This is a genomic window from Lysinibacillus sp. F12 (assembly GCF_057773605.1).
The window spans coordinates 1-12,566 of record NZ_JBYMLP010000005.1; the positions used below are offsets into that span (position 1 = coordinate 1).

The 12,566-nt window shown below is 37.2% G+C and carries 14 protein-coding genes, 8 tRNA genes and 1 rRNA gene; 1 reads left to right on the forward strand and 22 read right to left on the reverse strand.

Going from position 1 to position 12,566, the window contains the following annotated elements:
- From AC3CH7_RS19210 to acpS, 21 genes are all read right to left on the reverse strand, one after another.
- Positions 1 to 90 (reverse strand): 16S ribosomal RNA (locus AC3CH7_RS19210); the annotation flags it as partial.
- Between the two features lie 196 nt (positions 91 to 286).
- Positions 287 to 360 (reverse strand) — tRNA-Gly (locus AC3CH7_RS19215).
- Positions 361 to 376: 16 nt separating this feature from the next.
- Positions 377 to 453: transfer RNA gene (locus AC3CH7_RS19220), tRNA-Arg, on the reverse strand.
- Positions 454 to 483: 30 nt separating this feature from the next.
- Positions 484 to 569: transfer RNA gene (locus tag AC3CH7_RS19225), tRNA-Leu, on the reverse strand.
- Between the two features lie 66 nt (positions 570 to 635).
- Positions 636 to 708: transfer RNA gene (locus AC3CH7_RS19230), tRNA-Lys, on the reverse strand.
- Positions 709 to 723: 15 nt separating this feature from the next.
- Positions 724 to 798: transfer RNA gene (locus AC3CH7_RS19235), tRNA-Gln, on the reverse strand.
- Between the two features lie 5 nt (positions 799 to 803).
- Positions 804 to 879 (reverse strand) — tRNA-Asp (locus AC3CH7_RS19240).
- Positions 880 to 907: 28 nt separating this feature from the next.
- Positions 908 to 979, reverse strand: a tRNA-Glu gene (locus AC3CH7_RS19245).
- A 1-nt stretch (position 980) separates the two neighbouring features.
- Positions 981 to 1,057, reverse strand: a tRNA-Asn gene (locus tag AC3CH7_RS19250).
- A 90-nt stretch (positions 1,058 to 1,147) separates the two neighbouring features.
- Complete coding sequence (locus tag AC3CH7_RS19255) at positions 1,148 to 1,606, reverse strand: SprT family protein (protein WP_012295780.1); 459 nt, start codon at positions 1,604 to 1,606, stop codon at positions 1,148 to 1,150.
- A 67-nt stretch (positions 1,607 to 1,673) separates the two neighbouring features.
- Complete coding sequence (locus AC3CH7_RS19260; protein WP_488381833.1) at positions 1,674 to 3,845, reverse strand: Tex family protein; 2,172 nt, start codon at positions 3,843 to 3,845, stop codon at positions 1,674 to 1,676.
- Between the two features lie 143 nt (positions 3,846 to 3,988).
- Positions 3,989 to 4,774 carry an RNA polymerase sigma factor SigB gene (sigB, locus tag AC3CH7_RS19265; RefSeq protein ID WP_488381834.1) on the reverse strand — a complete coding sequence of 262 codons (786 nt, stop codon included), beginning with the start codon at positions 4,772 to 4,774 and terminating at the stop codon, positions 3,989 to 3,991.
- Positions 4,752 to 5,222, reverse strand: coding sequence for an anti-sigma B factor RsbW (rsbW, locus tag AC3CH7_RS19270; protein WP_008177047.1), 471 nt, complete (start codon positions 5,220 to 5,222; stop codon positions 4,752 to 4,754). Before rsbW ends, sigB begins: the two co-directional genes overlap by 23 nt.
- Complete coding sequence (locus AC3CH7_RS19275; RefSeq protein ID WP_031416479.1) at positions 5,222 to 5,554, reverse strand: STAS domain-containing protein; 333 nt, start codon at positions 5,552 to 5,554, stop codon at positions 5,222 to 5,224. The genes rsbW and AC3CH7_RS19275 overlap by 1 nt, the downstream gene beginning before the upstream one ends.
- 69 nt (positions 5,555 to 5,623) lie before the next feature.
- Complete coding sequence (locus tag AC3CH7_RS19280; RefSeq protein ID WP_036164783.1) at positions 5,624 to 6,622, reverse strand: PP2C family protein-serine/threonine phosphatase; 999 nt, start codon at positions 6,620 to 6,622, stop codon at positions 5,624 to 5,626.
- 12 nt (positions 6,623 to 6,634) lie between these two features.
- Positions 6,635 to 7,036, reverse strand: a complete 402-nt coding sequence (locus AC3CH7_RS19285; RefSeq protein ID WP_012295785.1) for an anti-sigma regulatory factor — start codon at positions 7,034 to 7,036, stop codon at positions 6,635 to 6,637.
- Positions 7,037 to 7,388: 352 nt separating this feature from the next.
- Positions 7,389 to 7,739, reverse strand: coding sequence for a type II toxin-antitoxin system PemK/MazF family toxin (locus AC3CH7_RS19290; protein ID WP_008177055.1), 351 nt, complete (start codon positions 7,737 to 7,739; stop codon positions 7,389 to 7,391).
- Between the two features lie 4 nt (positions 7,740 to 7,743).
- Entirely contained in the window at positions 7,744 to 8,007 is a 264-nt protein-coding gene (locus AC3CH7_RS19295) for a hypothetical protein (protein ID WP_036162355.1), read from the reverse strand.
- Between the two features lie 295 nt (positions 8,008 to 8,302).
- Positions 8,303 to 9,424 carry an alanine racemase gene (gene alr, locus AC3CH7_RS19300; protein ID WP_488381835.1) on the reverse strand — a complete coding sequence of 374 codons (1,122 nt, stop codon included), beginning with the start codon at positions 9,422 to 9,424 and terminating at the stop codon, positions 8,303 to 8,305.
- A 195-nt stretch (positions 9,425 to 9,619) separates the two neighbouring features.
- Complete coding sequence (locus AC3CH7_RS19305; protein WP_012295787.1) at positions 9,620 to 10,678, reverse strand: LolA family protein; 1,059 nt, start codon at positions 10,676 to 10,678, stop codon at positions 9,620 to 9,622.
- Between the two features lie 125 nt (positions 10,679 to 10,803).
- Positions 10,804 to 11,157 carry a holo-ACP synthase gene (gene acpS, locus AC3CH7_RS19310; protein WP_031416484.1) on the reverse strand — a complete coding sequence of 118 codons (354 nt, stop codon included), beginning with the start codon at positions 11,155 to 11,157 and terminating at the stop codon, positions 10,804 to 10,806.
- A gap of 64 nt (positions 11,158 to 11,221) precedes the next feature.
- Between acpS and AC3CH7_RS19315 the strand changes: the two genes are divergently transcribed.
- Positions 11,222 to 11,845 (forward strand): rhomboid family intramembrane serine protease, encoded by a 624-nt coding sequence (locus tag AC3CH7_RS19315; RefSeq protein ID WP_031416485.1) that lies wholly within the window; start codon positions 11,222 to 11,224, stop codon positions 11,843 to 11,845.
- A gap of 71 nt (positions 11,846 to 11,916) precedes the next feature.
- Here AC3CH7_RS19315 and AC3CH7_RS19320 read toward each other — a convergent pair whose 3' ends face one another.
- Positions 11,917 to 12,492, reverse strand: coding sequence for a GNAT family N-acetyltransferase (locus AC3CH7_RS19320; protein WP_031416486.1), 576 nt, complete (start codon positions 12,490 to 12,492; stop codon positions 11,917 to 11,919).
- Between the last annotated feature and the right edge of the window lie 74 nt (positions 12,493 to 12,566).

The following is a 12,566-nucleotide window of genomic DNA, read 5'->3' on the forward strand; positions in this document are numbered from 1 at the left end:
AGGAGCAAGCTCCTTCTCTGTTCGCTCGACTTGCATGTATTAGGCACGCCGCCAGCGTTCGTCCTGAGCCAGGATCAAACTCTCCATAAAAGAAATTTGATTAGCTCAAATTGTTTTGCTGGCATCATTTTGATGTCCAAAATTTTGTTTTGTTCACTAGCTAGGCTAGCTACTTAAAACTTTATTGATTACGTTTTGCTTGTTCAGTTTTCAAGGTTCATAGCATTGTCAAATCAGACAACTATTTAATCTTATCAAACAACCAAGAGGTTGTCAATGCTTTTTTTGGAGCGGGTGATGAGAATCGAACTCACGACATCAGCTTGGAAGGCTGAGGTTTTACCATTAAACTACACCCGCATTATTTAATAAAATATGGCGCGCCCGGCAGGAGTCGAACCCACAACCTTCTGATCCGTAGTCAGACGCTCTATCCAATTGAGCTACGGGCGCATATAAATTAATTGATTTTGTAAGTGACTTTGGTGCGGCCGAGAGGACTTGAACCTCCACGGGGTTGCCCCCACTAGGCCCTCAACCTAGCGCGTCTGCCGTTCCGCCACGACCGCATTCAATTAGTAACTTTCTCATTGTACTATATAATAATAGAAAGTCAACCTTTTTCTTATAAAAGATGAGCCATGAAGGACTCGAACCTTCGACCCTCTGATTAAAAGTCAGATGCTCTACCAACTGAGCTAATGGCTCAAATTAAGAAATGAATGGCTGGGGTACTAGGATTCGAACCTAGGCATGACGGAATCAAAATCCGTTGCCTTACCGCTTGGCTATACCCCAATAAGTGGCGGTCCCGACCGGGATCGAACCGGCGATCTCCTGCGTGACAGGCAGGCATGTTAACCGCTACACCACGGGACCAATATTATTGTAAAGTAAATGATGAAAATGACCCCTACGGGATTCGAACCCGTGTTACCGCCGTGAAAGGGCGGTGTCTTAACCACTTGACCAAGGGGCCATGGCTCCGAAGGCAGGACTCGAACCTGCGACAACCTGATTAACAGTCAGGTGCTACTACCAACTGAGCTACTTCGGAATAATAAGTGTTATATTGTCGTCGTTATCTTGTCGACTTTTACTATTATAGGGATAACTAAACAATACGTCAATCTTTTTTTTATTTTTTTTACTTTAATAATTCAAGCTTGCCCAAACACTTGCTACAACAATACTTTTCAACATTCATTTTAATTTTCCTTATATATAATTGCTGGCAATTAACACAGGTATATGTGTAGCGTCGTTGCTTTTTAATTGATGGTTTAGAAGTATGTAACGCTGAACAAAAACGAGGTGCCTTTACTTTCTTTAATAGTTCTCTGAATTCTTTATCTCGATGCTGATATCCTTTACCTTCGATATGCAAGTGGTAATGACATAGTTCATGAAGTACAATGCCTTGGATTTCTTTAATACCATATAACTCAAAGGCTTTAGGATTGATTTCAATATTGTGTGATTGTAAAAGATATCGACCGCCTGTTGAACGTAATCTTCCATTAAAGTAAGCCTGGTGTATAAATGGCTTTTGAAAACTTTCCAAAGAAATTCGACATACAAGCTGTTGTAGTTCCTCATTGTCCAACTTGATCACCTCCAACAACAAGAATACCACACTGTGTAGTATGCACAGCGTGGTAAAAATTTATTACTCAATCTATTAATTGATTTTTAGGAGGGAGCATTGTTAAAGAAATTCGCCCTTTACTAACATCAATCTGTTCTACCCAAACGGTTACAATATCTCCTAACGCCACAACTTCTAATGGATGTTTAATGCGTTTATTTTGAAGTTTAGATATGTGTACAAGTCCATCTTGCTTCACACCAATATCAACAAAAGCTCCAAAGTCTACTACATTCCGCACAGTCCCCTGTAGCTCCATACCAACCTTTAAATCTTCCATTTTCAATACATCTGTTTTCAGCAATGGCTGCGGGAACGCGTCACGTGGATCACGGCTTGGCTTCATTAAAGTATCTACTATATCTTGAATTGTTACAACACCAATCTCTAGTACTTCACTTAATTGATGAATATCCAAAGCAGCAATTGCTTCTTCCGCTTTTTTCGTTCCAAGTTCTTTTTTATCGATTTTGGCCTCTGATAAAATCTGTTCTGCAAGATGATAGCTTTCAGGGTGGATGCCAGTAGCGTCAAATGGATTTTTCGCCTCGGAGATACGTAAGAAACCAATGGCTTGTTCATAGGTTTTAGCACCTAATCTTGGAATTTTTTTTAATTGCACGCGGGTAGTGAATTGACCATTTTCTTCTCGAACCTTCACAATATTCTCTGCAACAGTTTTTGATAATCCAGAAACGTATTGCAAAAGTGATGAAGAGGCCGTGTTTACATCAACTCCCACTTGGTTAACAGCTGTTTCTACTATAAATGTTAGTGATTCATTTAATTTCTTTTGAGAAACATCATGCTGATACTGACCCACTCCAACTGCTTTTGGTTCAATCTTTACTAGCTCTGATAAAGGGTCTTGTAAACGTCGGGCAATAGACACGGCACTTCGTTGCTCAACCTGTAAATCAGGGAATTCCGCCCGAGCAATATCCGATGCTGAGTACACAGATGCTCCCGCTTCATTCACAATAACGTAGGCTACTTCAGTAGTTAGCTCGTTTAATACATCAACAATAAATTGTTCTGTTTCACGGGAAGCTGTTCCATTACCAATAGCAATTATACTTATTGGATATTTTGCTAAAATTGCTTTTACAACAGCTTTCGATTTTGCCACATCTGGTTTAGGGGGATGTGGATAGATAGCGGTAACCTCTAGCATTTTCCCGGTTTCGTCGACAACAGCTAATTTACAACCTGTACGATAGGCTGGGTCGACGCCCAAGACATATTTGCCTTTCATAGGCGGCTGTAATAATAGATTCCGTAAGTTTGCTGAGAAAATATGAATCGCCTGTGTTTCTGCTTTTTCAGTAAGCTCATTACGTATTTCTCTTTCTATAGAAGGTTGAATCAAACGCTTGTATGAATCTTCGATAGCCAGCTTCACTTCAGCAATAGCTGGGGATGAACCCGTTGCTGGTATCCATTCCTTCCACATAATCATCAATACTCGATCCACTGGAACATGAATCGAAACTTTTAACACATCCTCTTTTTCTCCACGATTTATTGCTAAAATACGATGCGGAACAATTCGATTAACAGGCTCCTCATATTCGTAGTACATTTCAAATACATTTTTCTCGTCTATTTCTGTATTTTTCACACTTGTTACAAGTACGCCATCTTTCAAAGAATACGTACGAATTTTCTCTCGAATAGTAGCATCATCAGCAAAGCGTTCTGCCAAAATATCTCTCGCCCCTGCAAGCGCGTCTTCAGCATTGGCTACTTGATCATGATCGACAAATTTAATGGCTAGTTGCTCTAACGTATCGTGACTAAAAGCTAATAAAAGATCGGCCAGTGGTTCTAATCCCTTTTCTTTTGCAATGGTTGCCTTCGTACGTCGCTTTTGCTTGTACGGTCTATATAAATCCTCTACACGTTGTAGAACTGTTGCTGAAAGAATAGATTTTTCTAATTCTGGCGTAAGCTTTTCTTGCTCTTGGATTAATCGGATAACCTCTTCTTTCCGTTGTTCGAGCTGCTGTATGTAGTGATAACGATCCTCTACAGCTTTAATTTGCACCTCATCAAGAGAGCCCGTTACTTCTTTTCGATAACGCGCAATAAACGGAACTGTATTTCCCTCTTCTAATAATTTAATAACAGCATCAACTTGCCCTGGTTTAACCGCTACATCTTTTGCAATGAGCTGTAACATTTGCTTTTGTTCCACATCATCACTACCTTTTTCTTTTCATTTTACCATTACACATTACTAAAAATGCAAAAAAATAGTCTACCCAAACGAAAAGGAGTAGACTATTTTGAAACATTTAAAAGGTGTTTAGTATGATTCACAGCACACCCATTGATGGATTAGAGCGATACACCGCCACTTGCTAGAATAGCCTCTTGTAATTTCTTGATTGCTTTTCTTTGTATTCTAGAAACATGCATTTGAGAAATTCCTAATTGTTCTCCAGCTTCTTTTTGACTTAATTGCTCTAAATATGTAAGCTGAATGATTTGTTTTTCTCTTTCATTCAAAACAACCATTGCCTCGGAAACAATCATTCGTTTATCAGTCATTTCATAACCATCGTCTTCCCTACCCAAAATATCGAAAAGTGTAACTGTACTACCATCTGAGTCTGACTCTATTGAATGATCCATAGAAAGAGCTTGATAGCTACGACTCATTTCCATAGCCTCTAATACTTCTTCCTCCGCTACCTCTAAACGCTCGGCAATTTCTTGAATGGACGGAGAACGCTGCAATTCAATAGTCAGCGCCTCCACTGTTGTTTTGATTCTCGGCCCTATCTCTTTTATGCGTCTAGGCACATGAACATCCCATGTTTTATCACGTAAAAAGCGCTTGATTTCCCCAACAATTGTTGGGACAGCAAATGCCTCAAAACTCCGGCCAACATTTGGATCAAAACGTCTGATTGCACCTAATAAACCCAGCATCCCTACTTGAACAATATCATCATAATAAGATTTACCATTCGAATATTTACGTGCTATTGACTCAACTAGATATCGATAATGAATCACTAAATCCGTTTGCGCTTCATCATCCTCCGTTGATTGGTACAATTCAATCCACTTTAATACATCTTCCTTGGATGAAGATTTATGTAGTGATTCTTTCGACATTTTTTTCCACCTGCTCCCTAGTGACATACTTTGTCATAAAGACAGTTACGCCACCATCGTTATTGATCATCACCTCATCCATCAAAGTTTCCATTAAATAAAGTCCTAACCCACCTTCTCTTAGCCCAGCAATATTTTCCTCAGGATGGTACGGTCCAATCTTAGTCTTAATTTCCTCGAAATTAAAACTATTGCCGTAGTCAGCAATCATCAATTCCATTTTATTGTCGTATAACGCACATCCGATGACGATTTCACCTTCTTCATCTTCTTTATAAGCGTGATGGACGACATTAGTGACAGCCTCACTTGCAGCAATTTTTAAGTCTTCGATATCATCATAATTAAAGCCAATCCTGCTTGCTAAGCCCGAGACAGTTAACCGAATAACACTGACAAATTGCGGTTTAGCAGGAACTCTAATTTCAATATAGTCAAATTCCTTCATTATCTTAATTCCACCTTTTTATCAGTTTCGATATCCATCAAATCACTTAGTCCTGTAATTTCAAACAATCTTTGTAATCTAGTTGATAAACCAACGAGCTTCACTTTGCCATTTTCACGTAATGTTCTTTTGTAAAAGGCAACAAAAATCCCGAGTCCTGTACTATCCATGTAATTTACCTTGGATAAATCAAGTTCAATTTCCATTCCTTCTGTAATCTTCACAGCTTCCAATTCTTCACGTAATCCAGATGCCGTAAACGTATCAATTTCACCTTCAACAAAGCCAAATAATTTATGATCAATTTCTTTAAAATGTATTGTCACGTCCATATAGCACACCTCCACCATATTTGTTAGACTATTTTCTGTTCCCTGTTTCATTAAAACGTAAACCTATTTTTAAATTTTTTTTAAAATAACTACAGTAAAATCATCACTCAGTTTAAAATTCTGTACTTTCTCTATCTCTCTATATAGAAGCAGACATAATTGTTGAGCTGATAAATACTTATTTTCTTTTATGACTGTAGCAATAATATCTCTTGAATTTAAGTCATCCTGCCCTCTAAATTCTGTTACGCCATCGGTCATCATGATGATTAAATCCTCTTCCTCTAAGACAATTTCATGAAATGTATATTTGGTTTCTGACAACACACCTAGTAATAAGCCTTTAGCTTCTAATGGAACAAATTCATCTTGCTTAGCCCTATAATGTAAAGCCGGTTCGTGTCCTGCAGAAGCATAGGAAAATATGTTTTGGCGAATATCTAAGCAGCCATAGAACATAGAAACAAACATACTATCATCAACACCTTTTTCTATTACCCTATTAATGACTTCTAAAACATATGAAGGATCTTTATAGGCATAACCCAATGTCTCAAGTCCATATTTCACCATAGACATACATAAAGCGGCAGGTACTCCCTTGCCTACAACATCAGTTACTGCCATACTTAAATATTCTTCTCCATCATGAAAAAAATGAACATAATCACCATTCATTTTACGAATAGGAACAGAAATCATTCCTATATCAATACTTTGTAGCTCGGGCACATCTGATTTTAATAGGGTCTTTTGAATGTTAGTCGCAATCCTCATTTCCAATTCATATTCGGCCTGTTTTTGAAGTAAGCTTTGATGCTCTCGATGTGCCATACCATAGTGCACCATAACTTCAATAAGAAAATCATATGCTGGCTGAGATTCATCATTTCGATTAGGAAATAATGCTTCCACAGCATTTTTATGAATACTAACAACATCCTCAGGGGCTATGCTTTTTTGAATTAATTGACGTGTGAAATTTTGAGCAATATATAAATTATTTTCTGTTTGATTCATCATATAATCTGACAATATATTTTTATACTGAGCTTCTAATTGTTTCAATTTCTTCACGTCCTAACGCAGCCATTTTTCGGTTCTTATTGTTGTACCCTCTCCCATGACAGATTGGATGTGTAAGCTATCCATCAATCTCTTAACGCCTGGAAGGCCAGCACCGAGGCCCCCCGAAGTAGAATAACCATCTTCTGTTACTTTACGGATATCCTTAATTCCAGGTCCTTGATCAGTTGCAACAATTACTATTTTCTTTTCAGTTTCTGTCTCAATTCTTTCAATTTCAATTATACCTATTCTGGCATATAAATAGATATTCCTTGCCAATTCACTAATAGCTGTGGTTATACGAGCTTGATCAACAGTGCCAAATCCAAGTGCCTTTGCCTCATTACGCCCCAGTTGTCTTGCTGCAATAATATCCCACTCTGTAATAATTTCAACCGAAGACTTACTTGTCACTGCTGTCCCTCCATTTCCTTACGGAGTAATACCCTTATACTTTTATTCGACATATTACACACAAACTATATCGAATTTATAAATGGAATATTCTATGTATATTTTCATATACCTTTAAGAATTTTTTCAATAATCTATTTTTATTAAAAATCTTGTGTATATCTTAATTCTTTTTCTACCATTTATCAAATACGTCCTAGCATACTGACGGTGAGATTTTTTTCCCACATCAAACATTTCAACCCTCTTCCTACGTTCTAATGAAATAGGTGTTTCAAAATCTGATGAATAAATAAATAAAAAAAGCATCGAGATATCACTTATCCCAATGCTTTCTATACACATATGTATATCAAAATTTAACTAGACCTAAACTGATCATCAACGCACCATCAACTTTTTCCATTACTGCATGATCAAGTTGTGTAATACGATCTGTCAATCTTGACTTATCAATTGTCCGCACTTGTTCTAGCAAAATAACCGAATCACGTTCAAAACCATACTTTTCAGCATTGATTTCAACGTGTGTCGGTAACTTTGCCTTTTGAATCTGTGCAGTGATAGCCGCGATGATGACAGTCGGACTAAATCGATTGCCAATATCATTTTGAATAATCAGCACCGGCCTAGTACCCCCTTGTTCAGAGCCTACTACCGGTGATAAATCTGCAAAAAAAACGTCACCACGTTTTACATTCAAAGTGTCATCCCCCGCTTACGAGACGCTCCACCATATGTTGTGCTTCATATTCTGCATGCAAGCATTCACTCGCGATCATTAAATTAATATGAGACATTTCAACATATCCTTTAATCATAGCTTCCCGTATTTGATTTGGTTGCTCCTGCATTAAATTTTTGCGCGCTAAAGAACGCACAAAAGATTCACCTTCAATTACTTCCTTTGTTTGTAGAAATAATCTGTCTTGAACAGCAATTGTAGCTTCTCTTAACTTTTTATCGTACACAGCAAGCACCTCCAACGGAACCATACACTTTTCATTACTTCCCATTCTATCATTGAAAGATATTGTTGAAAAGACATGAAATGACAAAATATCTGACAATTTGAAGTACAAATTGTAAAAATATGTTGGCTGTCGAAGGTATATGACGAATAATTATTATTGCAACTTATTACCAGTTATGATCCATCTATCTAACATTTGGAAAAGAAATAAAATCTCCAGTGCTCATTAATTAACCAAATTCTTCATACTGGCAAAAATTGAAAGCTATAATATATTGGCATAAGTGTGTTCATTAAAAGTATATTCTAGGAACTCTTGCTGTGATAATGCATGGTATTTCATAGTTAATGGTTTCAAGCTTAGTTGCCCATTCATCGATCGAAATCCTGTTCTGTCCTTGTTGGCCAATAAGTGTTACCTTCTCACCTATAGCATATGCTTTTGGAAGGGCAACCATACATTGGTCCATACAAATTCGTCCAACAATCGGCATTCTCTGTCCATCAATTAAAACTTCTTGTCCTCCTAACTTACGGATAACACCGTCTGCATAGCCTATTGGAATAGTTCCAATCCACATATTTGATGGCGCAACATATGTTGCACCATAGCCTACAGATTCACCTTTTTTTATTTCCTTTACATGAACAAGTTCACTTTCAAGTGAAAATGCAGGTTGTAAGGCAAAGGGTAGGATACTTTCTACATAGGAGGAAGGTGATAAACCATACATTGAAATCCCGTATCTAACAGCATCGTACTGCAAGTTAGAATCCTTAACTAATGAAGCTGCTGTATTAGATGCATGCACAAGTAGTGGCTTTTTCGGCATCACCGCTAAACAACTTTCAAAAAATTGTACTTGTTCATCAAAATAAGTTGAATCTTTCTCATCCGCTGTTGCAAAATGCGTAAATATTCCATTTAGCTCTACATTATCAATAGACTCAATTGTTTGATACAATGCTAACAAATCCTGCTCAGAGCGAATGCCAATTCTACCCATACCACTATCTACTTTTATATGTAGTTGCAAAGGTTCCGCTTCCTTTGCTAATAGTGGTGCTGCTTGCTGTACCCACTCACTTGCATATACAGTAAGCATAATACGCTGTTGAGCTGCGATAGGAGCAAAGGAAACTGGAGATGCACCTAATATTAGTATGTCTGGTTCTTCAAAATGTGCTCGAATATGTAATGCTTCATCAGGCGTGGCCACTGCAAGTATTGTGGCACCAGCCTCAAGAGCTGCCTGTGCTACGGCTACATCTCCATGACCATATGCATTCGCCTTTACTACTGCAATTATTTGAACATTAGGTCGTATAAATTTTTTTAAGTTTTTAATGTTTTGTTGGATTGCTTGTAAATCAATCATTGCTTTCGTTGGTCGAAAATATTGCTGTGTCTTCATAAGAATACCCTCTTTATTTTTTATTAAAACATTATGTATTACATACATATTTTTTATATAGCTTGTACAATTTTACGTTTATTAGTCGTGAGACTTTTACTTTAAAGGCAATCACTTAACATTTTCTAAACCACAAACTTTTATATTGTCAATAAGCTACAGCTTTCTTCAACTAGAAAGCTGTAGCTAGTAAAGTTACTTCATACTACTTATCGTCATGGATGTAGCAACTTCAATCATTTCTTCACGCGTTAATTTACTGGACGCTACAAAGAATTCAACACCATCTTTTTCCCAACTAATTGAAGTATCTGTGATCGCACCTATTGTAAAACCTAAATCAACTGGATCACCTGGTGAAGATACTGGTAGCATAGAGTTTTCCTTTGTCACTGGCTGCTGCATAACTGTAAAGGCTTTTTCACCCTCAAATGTTAAGATAACGCGTTCCATCCCACTTTCTTGAACCACTTTTTCATTCGCCAATTGGGCCCAATTCAATACTGGGTAGCTAGTTTGGAACTCTTGGTACTCTACATCTGCACCAACTGCTTCTTTGTCTTCTTTTTCTTCTTTACCATCTTTTTCAGCTGGTGTAGCTTGTTCACCTTTCGTGTTATCTTTATCTGTAAATTGCTCAACTGCATACTCTTTGGCAGCATGTTGCACACCTAATTTGATTTTCTTAAATGTAATTCGAATTTGTTCTTCTTTCACATCATTCATAATAACAACAGAAGTTGGTAATAATGTTTTCTTATCTACTGTAATGACCTGATGAGGCATACTATTTTTATAGCTATTTCTAGTAGCCGCTTCAAATATATATGCTTTTTCTTCCTCTTTCATGACAAGATTTTTATCTTCTGCTAAATCTTCTGCTAGAGCTCCTATCAGATAAGCTTGACTATTTTTCTTAGGCCAATCACTTTGGAATTTATACATTTTGTTTAATGTTGGTGTCACAACAAATACGCCATCCGCATTACGCACAATCATTTGAGAAACATCTTTTCCACTTTCCATGACTTCTACTCGATAGAAATCAGGTTTAGTATGCCAAACTGTTACATTATAATTTCTAGGCTCACCACCAGATTTAATCTCCATCGTAGCATTTAATTCATAGCCATTTGTCTCTCCCCATTTACCATTCACTTTCTTCAACACTTTTTCCTGTGAGGCTGTACCACATGCCGACAGAAGTAATATTGTACAAAATAAGACGAGCCATTTAACTATTCGGTTGCCCACGCTTTCACCCTTTCTTCTTTCAAATCCACTACGACAATATATGAACCATATTTGTCAGTTATGTCATTTGTAGAAAAGGCAATATATTTAAATTTACTGACCAACCTTTTTAGACAACTTCATCCCTATTCTAATAAGATTACTTGAGCAGCTGCATATTGCTTGGAATGCGTAATACTAACAAAACCATGGGCAAGCTCTTCCTTAAAATATAAAACAGGATTTCCAGCCTCTCCGCGTAATATTTCCATATCATGTAGTTTACATTGTTCCCCTATCCCAGTACCCATCGCTTTCGAAAACGCTTCTTTGGCAGCAAATCGCCCTGCTAAAAATTCTACCTTACGAGTTTCTGAGTAACTATCAAATAAAATTTTTTCCCTTGTTGTTAAAATGCGGTCTTTAAATTTATCTGTACGCTTCATCGCTTTTTCAATACGGTCTATTTCTACAATATCAAGACCAATTCCCTTAATCATGTGACCTTCTCCTTTACCTATTTCCAACAAGGCATGTATAATAATTGTAAATTGAGGTGGAGCCATGTTTAGTAGAACAGAAAATTTTAAGCAATATACAAAGTATTACCCTGTTGTGTCAACGTTAATAGCAATCAATTTAATTCTTTATGTATTGTCTCTTTTACCCGGTGTAGGAACTCTTTTGTGGAATTACGGAATTCAAGCGAATTTCCTGATTCAAAAAGGTGAGTGGTGGCGTGTATTCTCTGCTATGTTTTTACATGCAGGATTTATGCATATGTTTTTTAATATGTTTTCCTTATATCTCTTTGGACCAGAGCTTGAAAAAATTGCAGGTAAAGCCCGTTTTATTACAATTTATTTAGTATCGGGTATTGTAGGCAACATGGCAACCTACATATTCTACGATAGTAGCTATGCGAGTCTTGGTGCAAGTGGGGCTATTTTTGGAATTTTCGGTGCTTTTGGAGCATTAGTGTATTATACTCGTAAAACAATGCCAATGCTTCGTAAGCTTATTTTACCAATCATCATCATCAGTGTCATTATGACTTTTCTTCAACCGAATGTAAACGTTTTTGCACATTTAGGTGGGCTAGTCACTGGATTTATTCTAGGGCTTATCTATTTGCACCCAAAAAGAATTTTAAGCTGGCGCAAACAAAAAATGGCTGGTAGATCATAATGAAAAGAGGAGCAGCACCATGAACGATCATTAGATTCCATGGTACTGCTCCTTTTGATATGAATCCCCTTTTATAGGACAACCGTAGCTTCATTGGTCATCTTAATTTTCTTCCATTCAGCTGCCGTTAAACCATAAACGACTTGGTCTACATGATGATCATACAGCCACTCCGCATCCCTCAATCGACCTTCTTCATGAAAACCCAACACTTTTGGAATCGTACGGCTACGAATGTTCCCAACCGCTACCCTTACTTCAATACGATGTAGCCTCAAATAATGAAAGGCATAGTCAATGAATGCTTTCATTGAATTTGTTACGAGCCCTTTGCCAACAAACTCATTCCCTAACCAATAACCAATGCTTGTCCATTTATGCTGCCAATTGATCTGATGATAACCAATGACACCCGCCAGCTGTCCATTATAATAAATTCCAGCCTGTATACCATTGTTATCAGCATATTGTCGCATAGCCTTTTTTACAAACACCTCTGTATCTTTAATTGTTTGAACACTATCTACAAAAGGTAACCATTCGCGTAATGTATCTCTTGAACGATCAGTCAATGCAAATAAATCATGAACATCACTTAAATCCAATAATTTCAAATAAGCGTCTTCATTCAAATCATATTTAAACATAGTCCCCACCCCTTTTGTTCTATTTATTTTATTATAAACACTATTTCCAAATATTTGTATGTAAAAAAGCTAAT

Bases quoted from the DNA above. Each gene is read 5' to 3' on its own strand.
- AC3CH7_RS19320 (WP_031416486.1), bottom strand. From the start codon at position 12,492: ATGTTTAAATATGATTTGAATGAAGACGCTTATTTGAAATTATTGGAT.
- acpS (WP_031416484.1), bottom strand. From the start codon at position 11,157: ATGATTAAGGGAATTGGTCTTGATATTGTAGAAATAGACCGTATTGAA.
- alr (WP_488381835.1), bottom strand. From the start codon at position 9,424: ATGAAGACACAGCAATATTTTCGACCAACGAAAGCAATGATTGATTTA.
- AC3CH7_RS19315 (WP_031416485.1), top strand. From the start codon at position 11,222: ATGTTTAGTAGAACAGAAAATTTTAAGCAATATACAAAGTATTACCCT.
- rsbW (WP_008177047.1), bottom strand. From the start codon at position 5,222: ATGAAGGAATTTGACTATATTGAAATTAGAGTTCCTGCTAAACCGCAA.
- AC3CH7_RS19275 (WP_031416479.1), bottom strand. From the start codon at position 5,554: ATGGACGTGACAATACATTTTAAAGAAATTGATCATAAATTATTTGGC.
- sigB (WP_488381834.1), bottom strand. From the start codon at position 4,774: ATGTCGAAAGAATCACTACATAAATCTTCATCCAAGGAAGATGTATTA.